This window comes from Exiguobacterium sp. Leaf196, assembly GCF_001423965.1.
GTDB lineage: Bacteria > Bacillota > Bacilli > Exiguobacteriales > Exiguobacteriaceae > Exiguobacterium_A.
Window position 1 is genome coordinate 462951 of sequence record NZ_LMPV01000006.1, and the last position, 17708, is coordinate 480658.

The 17708-nt window shown below is 46.9% G+C and carries 18 protein-coding genes and 1 tRNA gene; 2 read left to right on the top strand and 17 right to left on the bottom strand.

Annotation, left to right across the window (positions count from 1 at the left end; all coding sequences use genetic code 11):
• Positions 1-42: 42 nt before the first annotated feature.
• The 16 genes from yihA to ASG02_RS08590 form a co-directional block, all read right to left on the bottom strand.
• Positions 43-624: a ribosome biogenesis GTP-binding protein YihA/YsxC gene (gene yihA / locus ASG02_RS08515; RefSeq protein WP_023468975.1), complete on the bottom strand. Its 582-nt coding sequence runs from the start codon at positions 622-624 to the stop codon at positions 43-45.
• 1 nt (position 625) lies between these two features.
• Positions 626-2935, bottom strand: coding sequence for an endopeptidase La (gene lon / locus ASG02_RS08520; RefSeq protein WP_056062601.1), 2310 nt, complete (start codon positions 2933-2935; stop codon positions 626-628).
• A 69-nt stretch (positions 2936-3004) separates the two neighbouring features.
• Complete coding sequence (gene clpX, locus ASG02_RS08525) at positions 3005-4270, bottom strand: ATP-dependent protease ATP-binding subunit ClpX (RefSeq protein WP_023468977.1); 1266 nt, start codon at positions 4268-4270, stop codon at positions 3005-3007.
• 234 nt (positions 4271-4504) lie between these two features.
• Positions 4505-5797: a trigger factor gene (tig, locus tag ASG02_RS08530; RefSeq protein ID WP_023468978.1), complete on the bottom strand. Its 1293-nt coding sequence runs from the start codon at positions 5795-5797 to the stop codon at positions 4505-4507.
• Positions 5798-5907: 110 nt separating this feature from the next.
• Entirely contained in the window at positions 5908-6894 is a 987-nt protein-coding gene (locus ASG02_RS08535; protein ID WP_056062604.1) for a hypothetical protein, read from the bottom strand.
• A gap of 27 nt (positions 6895-6921) precedes the next feature.
• On the bottom strand, positions 6922-7446 hold the full coding sequence (locus ASG02_RS08540; protein WP_231496831.1) for a hypothetical protein: 525 nt from the start codon (positions 7444-7446) through the stop codon (positions 6922-6924).
• A 102-nt stretch (positions 7447-7548) separates the two neighbouring features.
• A tRNA-Arg gene (locus tag ASG02_RS08545) sits at positions 7549-7622 on the bottom strand.
• Positions 7623-7695: 73 nt separating this feature from the next.
• Positions 7696-8205 (bottom strand): metallophosphoesterase family protein, encoded by a 510-nt coding sequence (locus tag ASG02_RS08550; protein ID WP_056062607.1) that lies wholly within the window; start codon positions 8203-8205, stop codon positions 7696-7698.
• A gap of 5 nt (positions 8206-8210) precedes the next feature.
• Positions 8211-8804: an XTP/dITP diphosphatase gene (locus ASG02_RS08555; RefSeq protein WP_056062611.1), complete on the bottom strand. Its 594-nt coding sequence runs from the start codon at positions 8802-8804 to the stop codon at positions 8211-8213.
• Positions 8801-9556: a ribonuclease PH gene (rph, locus tag ASG02_RS08560; RefSeq protein WP_035406394.1), complete on the bottom strand. Its 756-nt coding sequence runs from the start codon at positions 9554-9556 to the stop codon at positions 8801-8803. Before rph ends, ASG02_RS08555 begins: the two co-directional genes overlap by 4 nt.
• Positions 9557-10363 (bottom strand): glutamate racemase, encoded by an 807-nt coding sequence (gene racE / locus ASG02_RS08565; RefSeq protein WP_035406391.1) that lies wholly within the window; start codon positions 10361-10363, stop codon positions 9557-9559.
• Between the two features lie 86 nt (positions 10364-10449).
• Entirely contained in the window at positions 10450-10713 is a 264-nt protein-coding gene (locus ASG02_RS08570) for a phosphocarrier protein HPr (RefSeq protein WP_012371023.1), read from the bottom strand.
• Between the two features lie 65 nt (positions 10714-10778).
• Positions 10779-11234 (bottom strand): thioesterase family protein, encoded by a 456-nt coding sequence (locus tag ASG02_RS08575; protein ID WP_035406388.1) that lies wholly within the window; start codon positions 11232-11234, stop codon positions 10779-10781.
• Between the two features lie 56 nt (positions 11235-11290).
• The gene (gene sdhB / locus ASG02_RS08580; protein WP_023468986.1) at positions 11291-12097 is read right to left on the bottom strand and encodes a succinate dehydrogenase iron-sulfur subunit; all 807 of its coding nucleotides are present in this window, start codon (positions 12095-12097) and stop codon (positions 11291-11293) included.
• A complete protein-coding gene (gene sdhA, locus ASG02_RS08585) occupies positions 12097-13860 on the bottom strand; it encodes a succinate dehydrogenase flavoprotein subunit (protein ID WP_056062614.1) in 1764 nt (587 codons plus the stop codon). Before sdhA ends, sdhB begins: the two co-directional genes overlap by 1 nt.
• A 19-nt stretch (positions 13861-13879) precedes the next feature.
• A complete protein-coding gene (locus tag ASG02_RS08590; RefSeq protein WP_035406385.1) occupies positions 13880-14497 on the bottom strand; it encodes a succinate dehydrogenase cytochrome b558 subunit in 618 nt (205 codons plus the stop codon).
• A 213-nt stretch (positions 14498-14710) separates the two neighbouring features.
• On the opposite strand from ASG02_RS08590, the gene ASG02_RS08595 reads away from it, so the two are divergent.
• Positions 14711-15130, top strand: coding sequence for a YslB family protein (locus ASG02_RS08595; protein WP_056062616.1), 420 nt, complete (start codon positions 14711-14713; stop codon positions 15128-15130).
• Between the two features lie 117 nt (positions 15131-15247).
• Positions 15248-15862, top strand: coding sequence for a PH domain-containing protein (locus ASG02_RS08600; RefSeq protein WP_023468990.1), 615 nt, complete (start codon positions 15248-15250; stop codon positions 15860-15862).
• Between the two features lie 42 nt (positions 15863-15904).
• Here ASG02_RS08600 and uvrC read toward each other — a convergent pair whose 3' ends face one another.
• On the bottom strand, positions 15905-17689 hold the full coding sequence (uvrC, locus tag ASG02_RS08605) for an excinuclease ABC subunit UvrC (protein WP_056062620.1): 1785 nt from the start codon (positions 17687-17689) through the stop codon (positions 15905-15907).
• Positions 17690-17708: the final 19 nt, after the last annotated feature.

The window sequence follows — 17708 nt, forward strand, 5'->3', positions numbered from 1 at the left end:
CGTTTTGTTCTCCTATTATAGGAGAACAAAACGTTTCATTTTTTACAGAAGACGATAAATCGCTTCCCATGCGGCATCGACGCCTTCTCCTGTCTCAGATGAGAAAGGAATTAAGGTATCTTGACCATCAAATTGCAATTTACGTTTGATTGCCGCGATATGTTTATCACGTTGACTCTTTTTGATTTTATCGAGTTTTGTCGCAACGACGATGACCGGTAGATCGTAATACTTCAAGAAATCGTACATCGTCACGTCATCCGCAGACGGATCATGTCGGATGTCGACGAGCTGTACGACACCTTTGAGGATTTCACGTTGTGTGAAGTACTTCTCCATCATCTTGCCCCACGCTTCACGCTCCGTCTTCGAGACTTTCGCATACCCGTAACCCGGTACATCGACGAACATGACTTCATCATTGATGTTAAAGAAGTTCAAAGTTTGCGTTTTACCTGGTTTCGAAGATGTCCGCGCGAGTGCTTTTCGCTGAACCAGTTTATTGATGAAAGAGGACTTTCCGACATTCGATCGCCCTGCGAGTGCCACTTCTGGCAACAATGGCTCCGGATAATGTTCCGGGTTTACGCCACTCGTAATAAAATCAGCTTTATAAATTTTCATGTTACTCTCCTTTTAATGCATGTTCGAGCACTTGCTCCATCGTCGCGACCGGAATGAATTCCATTCCTGCGCGGACGCTTTCCGGGATATCATCGATGTCCCGCGTATTATCTTGTGGTAGAAGAACGGTCGTCAAGCCCGCACGATGTGCTGCGAGTGACTTTTCCTTTAGTCCACCGATCGGTAAGACCCGTCCACGTAGTGTGATTTCACCTGTCATCCCGACGTCCCGGCGAACCGGACGCTTCGTCAAGGCGGAAATCAGTGCTGTTGCCAGTGTGATACCAGCAGATGGACCATCTTTTGGTACAGCACCTTCAGGGACGTGGATGTGGATGTCTTGCGTTTCGTAGAAGTTCGGTTCGATGCCAAGGGACGTCGCATTTGCTCGGACGAAGCTGTACGCAGTCTGAGCGGACTCTTGCATGACGTCACCGAGTTTCCCGGTTAACTGCAGTTTCCCTTTACCCGGAGCAAGACTGACTTCGATCGTCAACGTATCGCCCCCAAAAGCAGTATACGCTAAACCAGTCACTGCGCCAATCATATCTTCTAGCTCGCCTTGACCATAACGATAGATCGGTTTACCTAGGAAATCATCTAGATTACGCTTCGTCACCGTCACCCGCTTCTTCTCACCCATCGCGATTTGTTTTGCTGCTTTCCGGCAAAGTGAGCCGAGGACACGTTCAAGATTTCGGACACCGGCTTCTCGTGTATAACGACGAACTACTTCTTCTAGCGCGTCTGCTTTGACCGTCAATTGACTCTTTTTCAGACCGTGTTCAGCAAGTTGCTTCGATAATAGATGACGAACGGCAATTTCCGTCTTCTCTTGTTCCGTATAGCCACCAATCTGAATCAGTTCCATTCGGTCGAGCAACGGTCCTGGGATGTTCGAGACATCATTTGCTGTCGCAATGAAGAGGACATTTGATAAATCGAACGGTTCTTCGATGTAGTGATCGGAGAAGCTGTTGTTTTGTTCCGGATCAAGAACTTCAAGCATCGCGGACGATGGGTCACCACGGAAGTCATTTGACATCTTATCAATCTCATCCAGTAAGAAGACCGGGTTGTTCGTTCCTGCTTGTTTTAAACCGCGGATGATTCGACCTGGCATCGCACCGATATACGTCCGGCGATGTCCACGGATCTCCGCTTCATCGCGCACGCCACCAAGTGAGACGCGGACAAACTTCCGCTCGAGCGCTGTTGCGATCGAACGAGCAAGCGACGTTTTCCCGACCCCCGGAGGACCTGATAAACAAAGAATCGGACCACGTAGCGAATCCGTCAATTGACGAACGGCGAGATACTCAAGAATTCGTTCTTTGACCTTTTCTAAACCATAATGGTCCTCGTCGAGCTGTTCCGAAGCTGCTGAGACGTTCAAGAAATCGTCCGTTGCTTCGTTCCACGGTAACGAGAAGAACCACTCGAGATAGTTACGAATGACCCCATGTTCGGGACTCGTTGCTGGTACGACAGCTAAACGACTGATTTCCTTCTCGACGTTCGCAACCGTCGTTTCCGGTAAATCAAGCATGGACAGTTGCTCTCGATATTTCGTCGCATCGCTTTCAACGGATGCCGACTCGCCACCGAGTTCTTGCTGAATCGTCTTCAATTGTTCCCGCAAGTAATACTCGCGTTGCGATTGTTCAATCGTCTTCTTCGTCCGTTCACGCATCTCACGTTCGAGTTCGACGACTTCATATTCATGTTTCATGACGTCAAGCAACATCAATCCCCGTTCGACCGGATCCTGTTGTTCGAGGAACTCCTGTTTCTTCGAGATATCGATCGGTAACTTCGACGTGATATAGTCCGTCAATGAGTCGAGACGTTCATAGGTCTCGAACCGGCGACGCTCATCTGTTCCGATGCCTTTGATCCGAGAGACGAGTTGACCGAACTGTTCTTTAATTAGACGAACGAGCGCTTCTTGTTTCGCCCCTTTGATGTCCATCTTCTCGATTGGTTCGATGACTGCTTGATATCCTTCGTCCGTCTCCTCAACGTTTTCAATCCGGACGCGTTCCTTCCCGATAACACGAACACGAACTGTATCATTCCCAAGTTCACTCATCTTCGCGATTTGAACAAGTGTACCGACCTGATGCAACCCGTCGACAGACGGCTCTGCTTCTGGATCACGTTGCGTGACGACGACGAGATCGATCTCGTGTTCCTTTGATGCAAGTAAGGCTTTTAAGGATACCGGACGCCCGACATCAATCGTCAATCCGATCAACGGATACGCGACGACACCGCGTAACGGTAAAAGTGGATATTGTTTTTTCTTCATTCGAATTCCTCCTAAACAAAAAGACTCGGAAAGGCGTACAAGTAGCCTCCGAGCCGATTTGTCACGGTGTTACGCCGTTTCTTTTTCTTTCCCATGTTCAATTGTACCATCTTTCAACTCAAGCGTTGGACCGCGCTTACCAGTCAACGTTTCTGCTGTAATGATGACTTTCGCGATGTCTTCACGCGATGGAATTTCGAACATGATATCTAGCATAGTTTCTTCGATGATTGAACGAAGACCACGCGCACCTGTTTTACGTTCGATTGCGAGCTTTGCAATCTCAAGAAGTGCATCTTCCGTGAAGTCGAGTTCGACATCATCAAGTTGAAGCATTTTCTTATATTGTTTCACGAGGGCGTTTTTCGGTTTCGTCAAGATTTGAACGAGTGCCTCTTCATCGAGTGGCTCGAGTGTTGCCATGACTGGCAAACGACCGATGAACTCAGGAATCAAACCAAACTTTTGAAGATCTTCTGGCAATGCGGCTGCTAGAATTTCTTTTTGTGTGAGGTTACGGTTCTCTGAATCGTTTCCGAAGCCGATGACTTTTTTACCGAGACGACGTTTGATCGACTGATCGATACCATCGAATGCTCCACCAACGATGAACAAGATGTTCGTCGTATCGATTTGGATGAATTCTTGATGCGGATGTTTGCGTCCACCTTGTGGCGGTACACTTGCAACAGTTCCTTCCAAAATCTTCAGCAAGGCTTGTTGAACACCCTCACCAGAAACATCACGTGTGATTGACGGATTTTCTGATTTACGAGCGATCTTATCGATCTCATCAATGTAGATGATTCCTTTTTCAGCCTTCTCGACATCGTAATCCGCTGCTTGGATGAGTTTCAACAAGATGTTCTCGACGTCTTCACCGACATAACCGGCTTCCGTCAAACTTGTTGCATCTGCAATCGCAAACGGTACGTTTAAGATACGTGCCATCGTTTGGGCAAGAAGTGTCTTACCGCTACCTGTTGGACCGATCATGACGATGTTTGATTTTGAGAGCTCGACATCATCTGCGCGACCACCAGCATTGATTCGTTTATAGTGATTATACATCGCTACAGATAACGATTTTTTCGCTTTTTCTTGACCGATGACATAATCGTCAAGTGTCGTACGAATTTCATGCGGTTTTGGAACATTCTTCAGCTCGACTTCTTCTTCTGTACCGAGTTCTTCCTCTACGATTTCATTGCAGAGTTCGATACACTCGTCGCAAATGTAAACGCCAGGTCCAGCAACAAGTTTGCGTACTTGTTCTTGTGTCTTTCCACAGAAAGAACATTTTAGCTGACCTTTTTCTTCGTTGAATTTAAACATAAAGGTCCACCCCTTTAACGTGGAAATTGTATGGATGCCTGTAGCATCCCGTCTCACGTTTTACTATTTATGATTGTAGCATGAACAAGGAAAGTCTTTCAAATCCTGGACGAACGATTTACAGTTTGATGTCCTGAACCAAGGATTGTTTGTCCTTGTTTGACCTATCGTACAAAAAAATCGACTCCAAGACCAGAAATTGGGCTTGAAGTCGATCGAAAACCATGAAATGGCTTATTTTGCTTTTGCGTTGTCGACGAGAACATCGATAGCTTTACGGAATTGAAGATCGCCTTTAAGCGTTTCAAGACCACCTTGTGGTGCAAGCATCGTTTCAAGTTGATCTGCAGGGATGTTGTAGAGTTCTGACATTGATTGAAGTTCAGTTTGTGTTTCTTCGTCTGTTACTTCAATTTTTTCGTCAGCAACGATTTGCTTAAGGACGAGACGTGCTTTAACGCGCTCTTCCGCTTGCTCTTTCATTTCAGAACGCATTGCCTCTTCTGTCGTTCCAGTCAACTGGAAGTACATGTTGAGGTCGATGCCTTGTGATTGAATACGTTGTGTGAACTCTTGAACCATACGCTCGACTTCGTTTTCGACCATGACTTCTGGAAGATCAACTGTCGCGTTTTTCGTAGCCGCTTCGACTAACTCATCGCGCATTGAAGCATCAGCTTCTTGTTTGCGTGTGTTTTCGAGACGCGTACGGATTTTTGTTTTCAACTCGTCGAGGGAAGAAACTTCTTCATCCATCTCTTTTGCGAACTCATCTGTCAATTCAGGGAGCTCTTGCGCTTTGACTTCATGGATTGTTACTTTGAATGTAACTGGTTTTCCAGCGAGTGATGCTTCGTGGTATTCCTCTGGGAATGTCACTTCAAGATCTTTTTGCTCGCCAGTTTTTAAACCGACCATTTGCTCTTCGAATCCAGGAATGAAGTTTCCAGAACCGATGACGAGTGAGTAGTTCTCAGCAGTTCCGCCGTCGAATTGGTTTTCCCCATCGAAACCTGCGAAGTCGAATACGACTGTATCGCCATTCTCGATGACGCCATCTTCTTTAACGACGAGTTCTGCACCGCGTTCTTGCAATGTTTTGAGTTCAGCGTCGACGTCTTCGTCAGTAACGTTCGTTTCAACTGCTGTGTACTCAAGACCTTTGTACTCACCGAGTGTAGCTTCTGGCTCGATGACGAACGTGATTTTGAATTCGACTGGCTTGCCTTTTTCGAGTGTTTCAACGTCGATGTTTTCAAGCGCGATTGGCTCGATTCCTGATTCGACGACTGCACCTTCGATTGTGTCCTTATAAAGGATATCGAGTGCATCTTGGTACAGTGCTTCTTCACCGTACATTTTGTTGAACATTGCGCGTGGCATTTTTCCTTTACGGAAACCTGGTGTGTTCAAAGTCTTAACGACTTTCTTGAACGCTTGGTCTACCGCTTTATCAAATGCTTCAGCAGGCGCTTCATACGTGAGGACGCCGAGGCTACCTGATTGTTTTTCCCATTTTGCAGTCATGCTGAGTCCCTCCAAAATTGTCAATTAGCGTACATGTGTGTACAACAAGTCACATTATAGCACAATCGTTCTGACGATTACCACTGTTGAACGAATCGTTTCCAGATGTCTCAATCGAAGTAAATCTGCTCGAATGCGATGACTTCCGGATAGAGGATATGCACCCCCTGATATAATCGCTTCGCTAGCGGACTCAAGTCACGTTCCGGCTCTTCTTTTTCAAACGACAGACCGGCTAGTTCTTCGCATGCGAGAAGCCACTTCTCCATATCCGACCCGATTGCTTCTCGTTCTTCAAGATGAATCAACTGGTCCGAACGTAAGACGAGCAAGGCTCGAAAAGGATCCATTTTTTCTAATGTATGCATCGATGCGAGTAACGCTTGTTGTTCCTGTTGATGCGCAATCAGCACTTCTTCTAAATCTTGACGCGTCGAGATCGTCCAGTGTACATCTAAATGTGGCACATAAATGTCTGCCGGATAGGACAGATGCTCAATCACACTTCCTAATAACTGATCGATGACGAGTAGGCTTTGATGTTCTGTATCCTGAGCACGAAGATACTTGTGTGTGATGTAGTCAAAGAGCGCAGGTGTCCGTTCGAATTCAGCACCAGCCAAATGGCGCATTTGTTCGACCCAGCTTCCATGTTGCAACACATGCATCAACGCCGTTCCGGAAGTTACAGTACTCTGAGTAACATTGTTTTTTTGAACCGGTGTCGTCTTTTGTTCTCGCACCGTCATCCGCTGTTTGATCTCGTCTAACCGAAGCGCAAGTCCATACGGCAGATACGGTGACGCCGAGCGTAGAGCGAGCTTCATTGGATACCGTTCTCCGAGTTCATAAAGAAAGAGTGCGAGCACTTGCTCCACACCCTCGACTTCAAGAAAACGTTCTGCTACAGTTTCGTATCGTTCACGGTCATGCAGTAATAGCGGTTGAATGACATAGAGTCGGTATAATACGTCTTCTCCTGTCAATTGGTCAGTCTCTAATTCCTTGACCAGCCGTTCCTGTTCAGATGCGGGCAAACGGAGGATGCGCACTCGTTCCGCTTCTAATTCGTGTTCCATCCAGCGGGATGTCCCCATTTTCCGACACTCCTTTTAATTCACTGTTCAGTTTGTGAATGGATCAAGCAATGATGTCCAGTTCGTGATCGCCTCTTGTAATTTCCCTGCTTGTTCGATGCCAAGACGATTTAATGTATCGAGAGAGACGTCTGTTTCAAGAAGTCGTGTGATATCTTCTGATTGATTCACGAATTGCTCGAGCTTTGCACTTAAATTTTGTAACTCTTGCGGTGGATTTTCAAGTCCCGCCAATCGTTGGTCGATTTGGTCCAGCTCTTGATTGAACTGATCAATCGTTCCGTTTTCCTTTAACTTTTCGACTTGTTGGTCGAGCGCTTGCTCCGGATTCGTGGATTCGCGTGCTTTCGCAGCCGCTTCATTCAAAGAAGAAGATAAGTCGGACGTGACTTGTGCCGTATCTTTCGCAATCCCTTGAAGTTCTCCAGCATAATCGACACTATTTTTCACATCGTTGACCTGTTGTTTTGCATCATCAACTGTATTTGAAATCTCACTACACCCTACAAGAAACGTACTGAGTAACAGGACTGTACCAACTTTCTTCCACATCGCTTTCATCCCTTTCGAGTTCATGATACCTTAATTATAAACGAAAATTGAAATAAAAAAAAGAGACCGCCCTCGTAAGGGCAGTCTCTATTTTAATTATAGCGTCCCAAGAGGGATTCGAACCCCCGACCGACGGCTTAGAAGGCCGTTGCTCTATCCTGCTGAGCTATTGGGACGTGTCAACACGAATAAACTATACTAGAACAATTCTTTCGTGTCAATCACATTACAAAGATTGCATTTATTTTATTACAAAAATGTTCCGTCGAGGTGAAGTGCATTGACGCGATCCCCGTTCACGTCAAGAAAATCGACAGAATAGCGGTCTTGTTCTACTTCAAGAATCGCATACGTCTTGTCTGGACGATGGCGTGGCATCCGAATCGATCCTGGATTGATGAATAACACACCATCCCGATACTCCGCCTTCGCAACATGAGAATGACCATACAAAACGATATCAGCTTGCTTTTCGTTCGCATGATGTTGCAAGACATCTAGGCTATATTTGACGTCCTGACGATGCCCGTGGACACAGAGGACCTTATGCTCGTCCATTTCCGACGTGACTTCTTCCGGGAAATCGTGTCCATAATCACAGTTCCCCCGTACAACACGATATGGATATAACGATTCAATGTCGCGCGTCAATTGAGAGTCTCCACAATGAAAAGCCAAATCCACGTCCTGATGCCGTTCGAATATCGTAAGCAGTTCTTGTTCTAGTCCATGGCTATCACTAACTATCAACGCTCTCATTTTCATCACACTCCTAGGAAAGTAGTTAAGTCCTGTTCGAGCTTGCGCAATGCATTGCCACGATGACTGATCATCGCTTTTTCTTCTTTCGTCAACTCAGCAGCCGTTTGTCCACTTGCCGTGACGAACAATGGGTCATAACCGAAACCGTTCGATCCCGTTGCTTCAAAACCGATTCGCCCTTCCATTGTTCCGCGTACCGTCAATGTTTCGCCTGTTGGTTTTGCTAGCGCGAGTACACAAACGAAGCGTGCCGTCCGCTCCTCTTCCGGAACACCTTCTAACTTTTCAAGTAGTAGAGCGTTGTTCGCTGCATCCGACTTTTCAAGACCCGCGAAGCGTGCCGAGTAGACACCTGGAGCGCCATCTAAAGCATCGACTTCAAGACCTGAATCGTCAGCAAGTACTGCGTGACCAAAGTAGGCTGCTGCTTCTGTTGCTTTTAAGAGTGCATTCTCCTCGAATGTTTCACCTGTCTCATCCGTTTCTTTAGCATCCGAATGATCGAGTAACGACTCGACTGTATAGCCGAGACGCCCAAGCATGCTTTCGAGTTCCTTCACTTTACCAGCGTTATGTGTTGCGACGATGACTTTCATTTATGTTCCCCCACTTCTTCTCCTACATACCACCACGAAACACCGAGTGCCTCGCGACCGGCTTCAATCAGTTCCTTAATACCTTTTTCCCCAAGTTCGAGCATTTCGAGCATCTCTTGACGGGAAAAGGTCGACTCTTCTCCTGTTGCTTGCATCTCGACGATTTTACCGGATGAGGTCATGACGAGATTGAAGTCGACTTCAGCTGCAGCATCCTCTTCGTAGCATAAATCAAGTAAGGCATTCGATTCGACAATTCCAACTGAGATGGCGGCGATGCCCTCTTTGATTGGTGTATCGGTCAGTTTTCCCGCTTGAATCAGTTGATCGATAGCTCGAACGAGTGCTAAAAATCCACCGGTGATCGATGCTGTTCGTGTTCCGCCATCAGCTTGAATGACGTCACAATCGATCCAGATCGTCCGTTCACCAAGTTTTTCTAGATCGACGACCGCCCGAAGCGATCGGCTAATGAGACGTTGGATTTCCATCGTCCGTCCCGTCTGTTTGCCGCGAACGGCTTCTCGTGCAGTCCGCTGAGCGGTTGCCCGCGGTAACATCGAATATTCCGCATTGATCCAGCCTTGGCGTTTTCCACGCAGAAATGGTGGTACCCTTTCCTCGACGGTCGCCGTGCAGAGGACTTTCGTATCACCCAGTTCAATCAAAATCGAACCTTCCGCGTGTTTATTGATGTCAACCGATAACTGTACTGGACGGAGATCGTCCGCCGTTCGTTGGTCTGTCCGCATTTAATCTTCCTCCGTTCCAAGGACGATGCGCTCCGCATGAATGGGCTGATCGAGCCAGTCCGTTGCAATTTGGTCGAATGAGCGGATATCGCCTGTCGCGTAATAACGATGTTCTGGTGTTTGTGTCACATCTGCTGAAATCGTGTTGTAGTCAAGTAGTGCTGCTACTTCGAGTGCGGTTTCATCCCCTGAAGAGATGAGTTGAACGCCTGGTCCGATGACCCGTCCAATGACATCTGCTAAGAGCGGATAATGGGTGCACCCGAGTATTAGTGTATCCATATCGTAATTCATCAAAGGTCGTAGCGTATTCGCAACGACACGTTCGACGTATGCGCCATCCGTCTGCATCGACTCGACGAGCGGAACGAATGGCGGGCACGCTAACGATTCAACGACGACTTGTCCTTCGACATGTCGTAACGCCTTCTCGTAGGAATTACTTGTAATCGTCATCTTCGTTCCGATGACACCGATTCGTTTCGTACGTGTCACCTTGACTGCTGCACGGGCACCCGGATCGATGACACCGATGACAGGTATATTTAAACGTTCTCGCGCTTCTTTTAAGACGACAGCCGTAGCTGTATTACAGGCGATCACGATCAATTTCACATCTTGTTGTACGAGATAATCAATCATCTCCCACGTAAACTCACGAATCTCTTCTTCTGGACGTGGACCATACGGACAACGTAGTGTATCCCCGACATAGATGATTCGCTCATGGGGCAACTGTCGCATCAATTCACGTGCGACCGTCAATCCACCGACTCCGGAATCCAGTACTCCAATCGCTCGATTCACTCTTCTCCACCTCTTTCTCTCAATCTTATGGTAACAAAAAAGGACGACGGTGCAAGACCGGCGTCCGAGAATGTACGATTACAGGATTACTGAGCAAGACCTTCGCTAGTCAGCATATCTGAAAGAGTCGTGATTGCTTCAGAAGCATCGTCACCGTTTGCAACGATTTTGATATCTGAATCTTTCGCGATTCCGAGTGAAAGAACACCCATGATTGACTTCAAGTTGACAGTCTTTCCGTTGTATTCCAAGTTGATGTCTGATTGGAATTTAGAAGCTGTGTTGACGAGCTGAGTAGCGGGACGAGCGTGAATGCCTGAATCCGCGATGACTTTGAATGTTTTTTCCATGATTAAGAAATCTCCCTTCACTAATAACGTACTAGTGAGTCGTTTTCGAATATGTGAACTCATTATCAAATGATAACGGATTCGAATCGATTCTGCAAGGAATTTTTATATGTCTCACTCCATGGGAATGCTTTCCCGGCACGATTGATTTGTACCATCGATGTCCGTCCTGTGAACATCAGTTCACCCTGCTCATCAAATGCCGCATAATGGACGTCACACGATGCACTTCCGACATGTACTGGGTACGCATAGACGGCGAGACGTGTCCGTGGATACACTTGGCGAATGTAATTACACTGGGCATCCGCAACGACGATGATCCCGTCTTCTGCAAGCGAGTATCCGGTCTCCTCTAACATCAATGTCCGAACGTCCTCGAAATAGACGAACGGTACCCGGTTATTCATATGACCATAGGCATCCGTCTCTGCAAAACGAACAGCGACGTCGAGTCGTGTTCCATGTTTCATTTGTTCAAGCCATGATTCGAGTTCTGGAATATAAGCTGGTACGCGCACAATCGGTTCCTCCTGTCTGAATGAAAAAAGAAGGAGCAGGCTCCTTCTTTAATAACTTATGAACTAACTGCTTCACCTGTCCGTCCTTCGTCACTACCGAAGAACTTCTTGAATGAGTGAAGTGTCGTTTGACGGTTCATCGCTGCGATCGAAGTCGTCAGCGGAATGCCTTTCGGACAAACCTCGACACAGTTTTGAGCATTACCGCACTGCATGATCCCGCCATCTTCCATCAACGCTTCAAGACGTTCTTCCTTATGGAAGGCACCTGTTGGATGCGAGTTGAATAGACGAACTTGTGAGATCGATGCTGGTCCGATGAACGTCGAACGATCGTTGACGTTCGGACATGCTTCGAGACACACGCCACATGTCATACATTTCGATAACTCATACGCCCATTGACGTTTGTTCTCTGGCATCCGTGGTCCTGGACCTAAGTCGTACGTTCCATCGATCGGAACCCATGCTTTAACCTTTTTCAACGCATCAAACATGCGCTGACGGTCGACTTGAAGGTCACGAACGATTGGGAATGTCTGCATCGGTTGAAGGCGGATCGGTTGTTCGAGTTTATCGACGAGTGCCGTACACGATTGACGTGGTGTACCGTTGATGACCATGGAACAAGCGCCACATACTTCTTCTAGACAACCCATATCCCAGTTGATCGGTGTCGTTTTTTCACCGGCTGCATTCACAGGATTACGACGAATCTCCATTAAAGCAGAGATGACGTTCATGTTCGGACGGTACGGAATTTCAAACGCTTCATCATACGGTTTACCATCAGGTCCATCTTGACGTTGAACGATGAATTGAACCGATTTTTGCGTAGTAGATGATTCGAGTGGTGTCGCCATTATGCTTTCACCTCTTTCTTCGACTTCTTACTGTAGTCGCGTTTCCGCGGTGGAATCAACGACGTGTCGACATCTTCATAGAAGATTTCTGGATGACCATTCGTATAACGAGCCATCGTCGTCTTCAAGAACTGTTCATCATTACGTTCCGGGAAGTCCGGTTTGTAGTGCGCCCCGCGACTCTCGTCACGTTTTAAGGCACCGAGCGTAATTGCTTCGGCTAGGTCGAGCATGTGATCGAGCTGACGGATGAACGATGCTCCTTGGTTACTCCAACGCGCTGTGTCCGTTGCCGAAATGCGCGTGAACCGATCACGAAGTTCCTTGATTTTCGTGAGTGTCTCTTCGAGCTTATCGTTATAACGGACGACCGTGACATTATCCGTCATGATTTCTCCAAGTTCACGGTGGATCTGATACGCGTTTTCTGTACCTTCCATCGATAAGATATCGTTAAAACGATTGATTTCTTCGATCTTATGCGCTTCGACGACGTCTTCGCTCATCTCATGAACCGATGTCTCAAGTTCACTCATATACGCGATCGCTGACGGTCCGGCGACCATTCCGCCATATACCGCAGAAAGAAGTGAATTCGCTCCGAGACGGTTTCCTCCGTGCATCGAATAATCACATTCGCCTGCTGCGAATAGTCCAGGAATATTCGTCATCTGATCGTAGTCGACCCATAGTCCACCCATTGAATAGTGAACAGCCGGGAAAATTTTCATCGGTACTTTTCGTGGATCATCACCGACGAACTTTTCGTAGATTTCAAGGATTCCACCGAGTTTGACGTCGAGTTCTTTTGCGTCTTTATGTGATAGATCAAGATAAACCATGTTCTCCCCGTTGACGCCGAGTTTTTGATTGACACAGACGTCAAAAATCTCGCGTGTCGCGATATCTCGTGGGACAAGGTTTCCGTATGCCGGATACTTCTCTTCAAGGAAGTACCAAGGTTTACCGTCTTTATACGTCCAGACGCGACCGCCCTCTCCACGTGCTGATTCACTCATGAGACGTAATTTATCATCCCCAGGAATCGCTGTCGGGTGAATCTGGATGAACTCACCGTTCGCATAGATCGCACCTTGACGATAGACAGCTGCTGCCGCTTGTCCTGTGTTGATAACCGAGTTCGTCGATTTTCCGAAGATGACCCCAGGACCACCTGTCGCGAGGATGACAGAATCCGCGGCAAATGCCTCGATTTCCATCGTCCGGAGGTTTTGACAAACCGCTCCACGACAGATGCCATTGTCATCGATGATGGCACGAAGGAATTCCCATCCTTCATATTTTTCTACCAAACCTTGCGCTTCGAACTTACGAACCTGTTCATCTAATGCGTACAATAACTGTTGCCCCGTCGTCGCTCCAGCGTATGCCGTCCGGTGATGCAACGTTCCTCCGAAGCGTCGGAAGTCGAGTAACCCTTCCGGTGTCCGGTTGAACATGACACCCATGCGGTCGAACATATGGATGATCTTCGGTGCTGCTTCCGCCATTTTTTGAACAGGTGGTTGATTTGCGAGGAAGTCTCCACCGTATACCGTGTCATCGAAATGCTGATATGGTGAATCCCCTTCCCCTTTCGTATTGACTGCTCCGTTGATGCCACCTTGTGCACAAACAGAGTGTGAGCGTTTGACGGGTACGAGTGAGAATAACTTAACTGGTACGCCTTGCTCTGCTGCTTTTATCGTAGCCATCAGACCGGCAAGCCCTCCGCCGATGATGACAAGATTCTTGTTCGCCATGTTGTCAGTTCCCCTTTCCTTACAACACGCCTGCAAACGTTAAGATCGAGCGTACGCCTACAAACGATAAACCGATGAATACGAGTGCTGCCACGTAAGACATCGCCCGTTGAGATGCTGGTGACTGCGTGATTCCCCAAGTAATACAGAACGTCCATAGTCCGTTCGCGAGGTGGAATGTCGTTGCCAAGATCCCGACGATATAGAACGCTAACATGAATCCGTTATCGACGATGTTCTGCATCATGCTCGCATCAACTTCTGTTCCCATCGCAGCGGCAATCCGAGTCTCCCAAACGTGCCATGTGATGAACACGACGAGGAACACTCCGCTAAACCGTTGCAAGACATACATCCAGTTCCGGAAATATGTATATCGTCCTGTGTTCGCAGAACCCGTGAATGCGATGTAAACACCGTAGACACCATGCAAGATGATTGGAATGAAGATGACAAAGATCTCTAAGAACAATCGATACGGAACGCTCCCCACAAATTCCGCGGCCTTATTGAAGTCTTCCTCACCACGTACGATGAAGTAGTTCGTCGTTAAGTGCGAAAGTAAAAATAACCCGATTGGAATGACGCCGAGCAGTGAGTGTATTTTACGACTCACGAAATCACGATGATTCGCCATCCAAATCCCCCCTTTTGTTTGCCAATCAACCGTTGGCGCATTTTGGTAGAAAAGCGCTTTCATAAGGAAATTCGTCTTTTCATCACTTATTCTACTCCTGTCCTTTTTAGAAGACAACCCGAGCCGTTGCATTTAACTGCAAATTTTTTCAGGAAAACAATGACCTGCTAGAATCATCTCGGTATAATGGTTGGCAGATAGGAGTGAATCATGATGGATGTTACACCAAACCAAACACCACTTTTCGGAATCGAACTGATCCGGGATTATGTGTTAACCGATCTTCTAGGATCGGATTATCGGCAAGTCATCTACTGGGCAGGTAAACGTCTCGCGCGTCAATTCCCTGTCGTGGATGAATCTGAATTGGCCTCATTCTTTGAACAAGCCGGTTGGGGAATGCTCGAAATCAAGAAACGTAAAGGAACGGTCATCTCGTTCGTACTGTCTCCTCCTGATACGACGAGAGATGAACGGCCACAAGGCTACTTTCAACTCGAAGCCGGTTTCCTCGCTGAACAGTTTTCTCGTTTTAACGGATGTGTTGCGGAAGGATATGCTGAGACGAGTAAAGAGTTTGTTCAAATCACGGTCCAAATTGATCCAAAAGATCCACTCGAACCAATCGGTTGAACTTTACATAGAATGTGACAGGAATCTTTATTTTCAACATCGAAATAGATTCATGAAACTTTTTGTAGCAAGTGATCGTAAAATCATGCGTACACAAATTGCGAGGAGGAACTTTACATGTTCAAAAAACTAGCAGCAGATTTAACGGGATTCAGTGATATCGGACAAGTCATTCATCCTGATGATTTCGACAAGGCAGCCGCTGACGATTATGTTTTACATGAAGACGGCGAAAAAATCTATTTCTTGATCAAGTCCAAATCTGACGAGTATTGCTTTACGAACTTAGCCTTGATTCACCTTGATGGAGAAAGTGCTGTCAGTTCAAAACGTGTACTCTACCGCTATCCATATGCACATTATCCAATTCGCCACGTCATGTTCGAAACGGCCGGAACAGTCGACCTCGATGTCGAGATCAAGTTCGAGATTGGTGGCAAACATTATTCGATCGACGTTGATAAAAAACAACTGGAGCATGTAAAGGATCTGTATAAGACATTACTTGCCATCGCTGAAAAACAATACGAAGGACAAAAGATGCTCGAGTTCGCGAATAGCTCATTAAATCATTCGGTCACGATTCTCGGTGGTCTTCGCCAAGGCGACATGAATGTTCCGCAAACATTCAAGGAGTTGTCTGAACAATCCTTCGAGTGGCTTCAAGGTCACTACCATCAGTGGAACCAGCGTGATTTCGGTTCGTACTACGAGAAGTACATCAACAACTAATGCCATAAAAAAAGCCGCTCTCTTCACGAGGACGGCCTTTTTTCATTCTTCATTCGCTTGGCTTAAATACTCAGCAACGGTTTCCGCTAATTTCACAGGCAATCCTGCCTCAGCCAACTGTTCGATCGTCGCACGTCTTAGACTACGCATCGACCCGAAATGACGGATCAGCTGTTGGCGTCGTTTTGGTCCGACTCCTGGTATCTCATCGAGCAAGGAACGGGTCATCCCTTTCGAACGAAGCGAGCGGTGGAATGTGATCGCGAATCGGTGGACCTCATCTTGCATACGCTGAAGTAAATAAAATGCACTTGAGCGAGGGCTGAGTTCGATCAATCGCGCATCCTCTCCAAACAACAACTGACTCGTCCGGTGTTTGTCATCTTTTTTTAATGAGCCGACCGGCAGGGATAGGCCGAGTTCATCTTGAATGACTTCTAAAGCAGCATTCAACTGTCCGACTCCTCCATCAATCAGGACGAGATCCGGAAGGCGCGCTCCCTCAAGTAACAAGCGTCGATAACGCCGACGAACGATTTCCCGCATCGATTCATAGTCATCCGGTCCTTGAACCGTCCGAATCTTGAACTTCCGGTATTCTTTTTTCAGTGGTTTACCGTCTTCAAAGACGACGAGCGCCGAAACGGCATCCGCTCCTTGGATGTTCGCATTATCGATGATCTCGATTCGGGACAATGGATGAACATTGATTGCATCAGCGAGTTCTTCTACTGCCTGAACGGTCCGTTTCTCATCCCGCGCGAGTAGTTCGAAACGTTCCGAAATCGCGTTTTCAGCATTTTTCGTTGCTAAATCAAGTAATTTCCGTTTTGATCCTCGGACCGGAACATGAATTTTGATCGAGAGCGCCTCTTTGAGCAGAAGTTGATTAACGAGTGGTGGTACATACAGTTCACTTGGTTTGATGTTCTTCTCATAGAACTGGACGATGAAACTCTCGAGTTCCTCTGCTGGTGTTCCGTAGATTGGGAAGAGCGAGACATCACGTTCAATCATCTTTCCGCCGCGGAGGAAGAAGACTTGGACACACATCCAGCCTTTATCAACGTGAATCCCGAATACATCGCGTGATGTCAAATCTGCTGTAATCATGTTTTGCTTGTTCATGATCGACTCAATGGCTCGGACCTGATCCCGTAATTCTCCGGCACGCTCGAATTCCATCGTCTCAGCTGCTTCCGCCATCTTGTGCTTCAAGCTTTCGACGAGTTCCTTCGTGTCTCCGGACAAAAAACGTCGAATTTCCGAAACGAGCGCTTTTTGTTCCGACTCGAGATTCGGTATTTCGCATGGACCGAGACACTGACCGATATGGTAATACAGACAGAGCTTCTTCGGCATCGGCTGGCATTTGCGTAGCGGATATAAACGATCTAACAGACGTTTCGTTTCGTTCGCTGCATATGCATTCGGGTAAGGACCAAAATAATGTCCGCCATCCTTCTTCAACTTACGCGTCGTAATCAAGCGCGGATATGTCTCATTCGTAATCTTCAGATAAGGATAGGATTTGTCATCCTTCAACATGATATTGTACTTCGGATCATGTTTCTTAATAAGCGTCATCTCAAGCAATAACGCTTCTAGTTCACTCGCTGTAATAATGTATTCAAAATCACGAACTTCCGCAACGAGGCGTTCCGTCTTGATATCATGTGCTCCTGTGAAATAGGAACGGACACGGTTCTTGAGATTTTTTGCTTTTCCGACATAAATGACTTCACCAAATTCATTTTTGTGTAGATAACATCCCGGCTCATCAGGCAAAAGGGATAATTTCGCTTTGATATGTTCTTGATGTCCCAAATAAATGTCTCCTTTCACC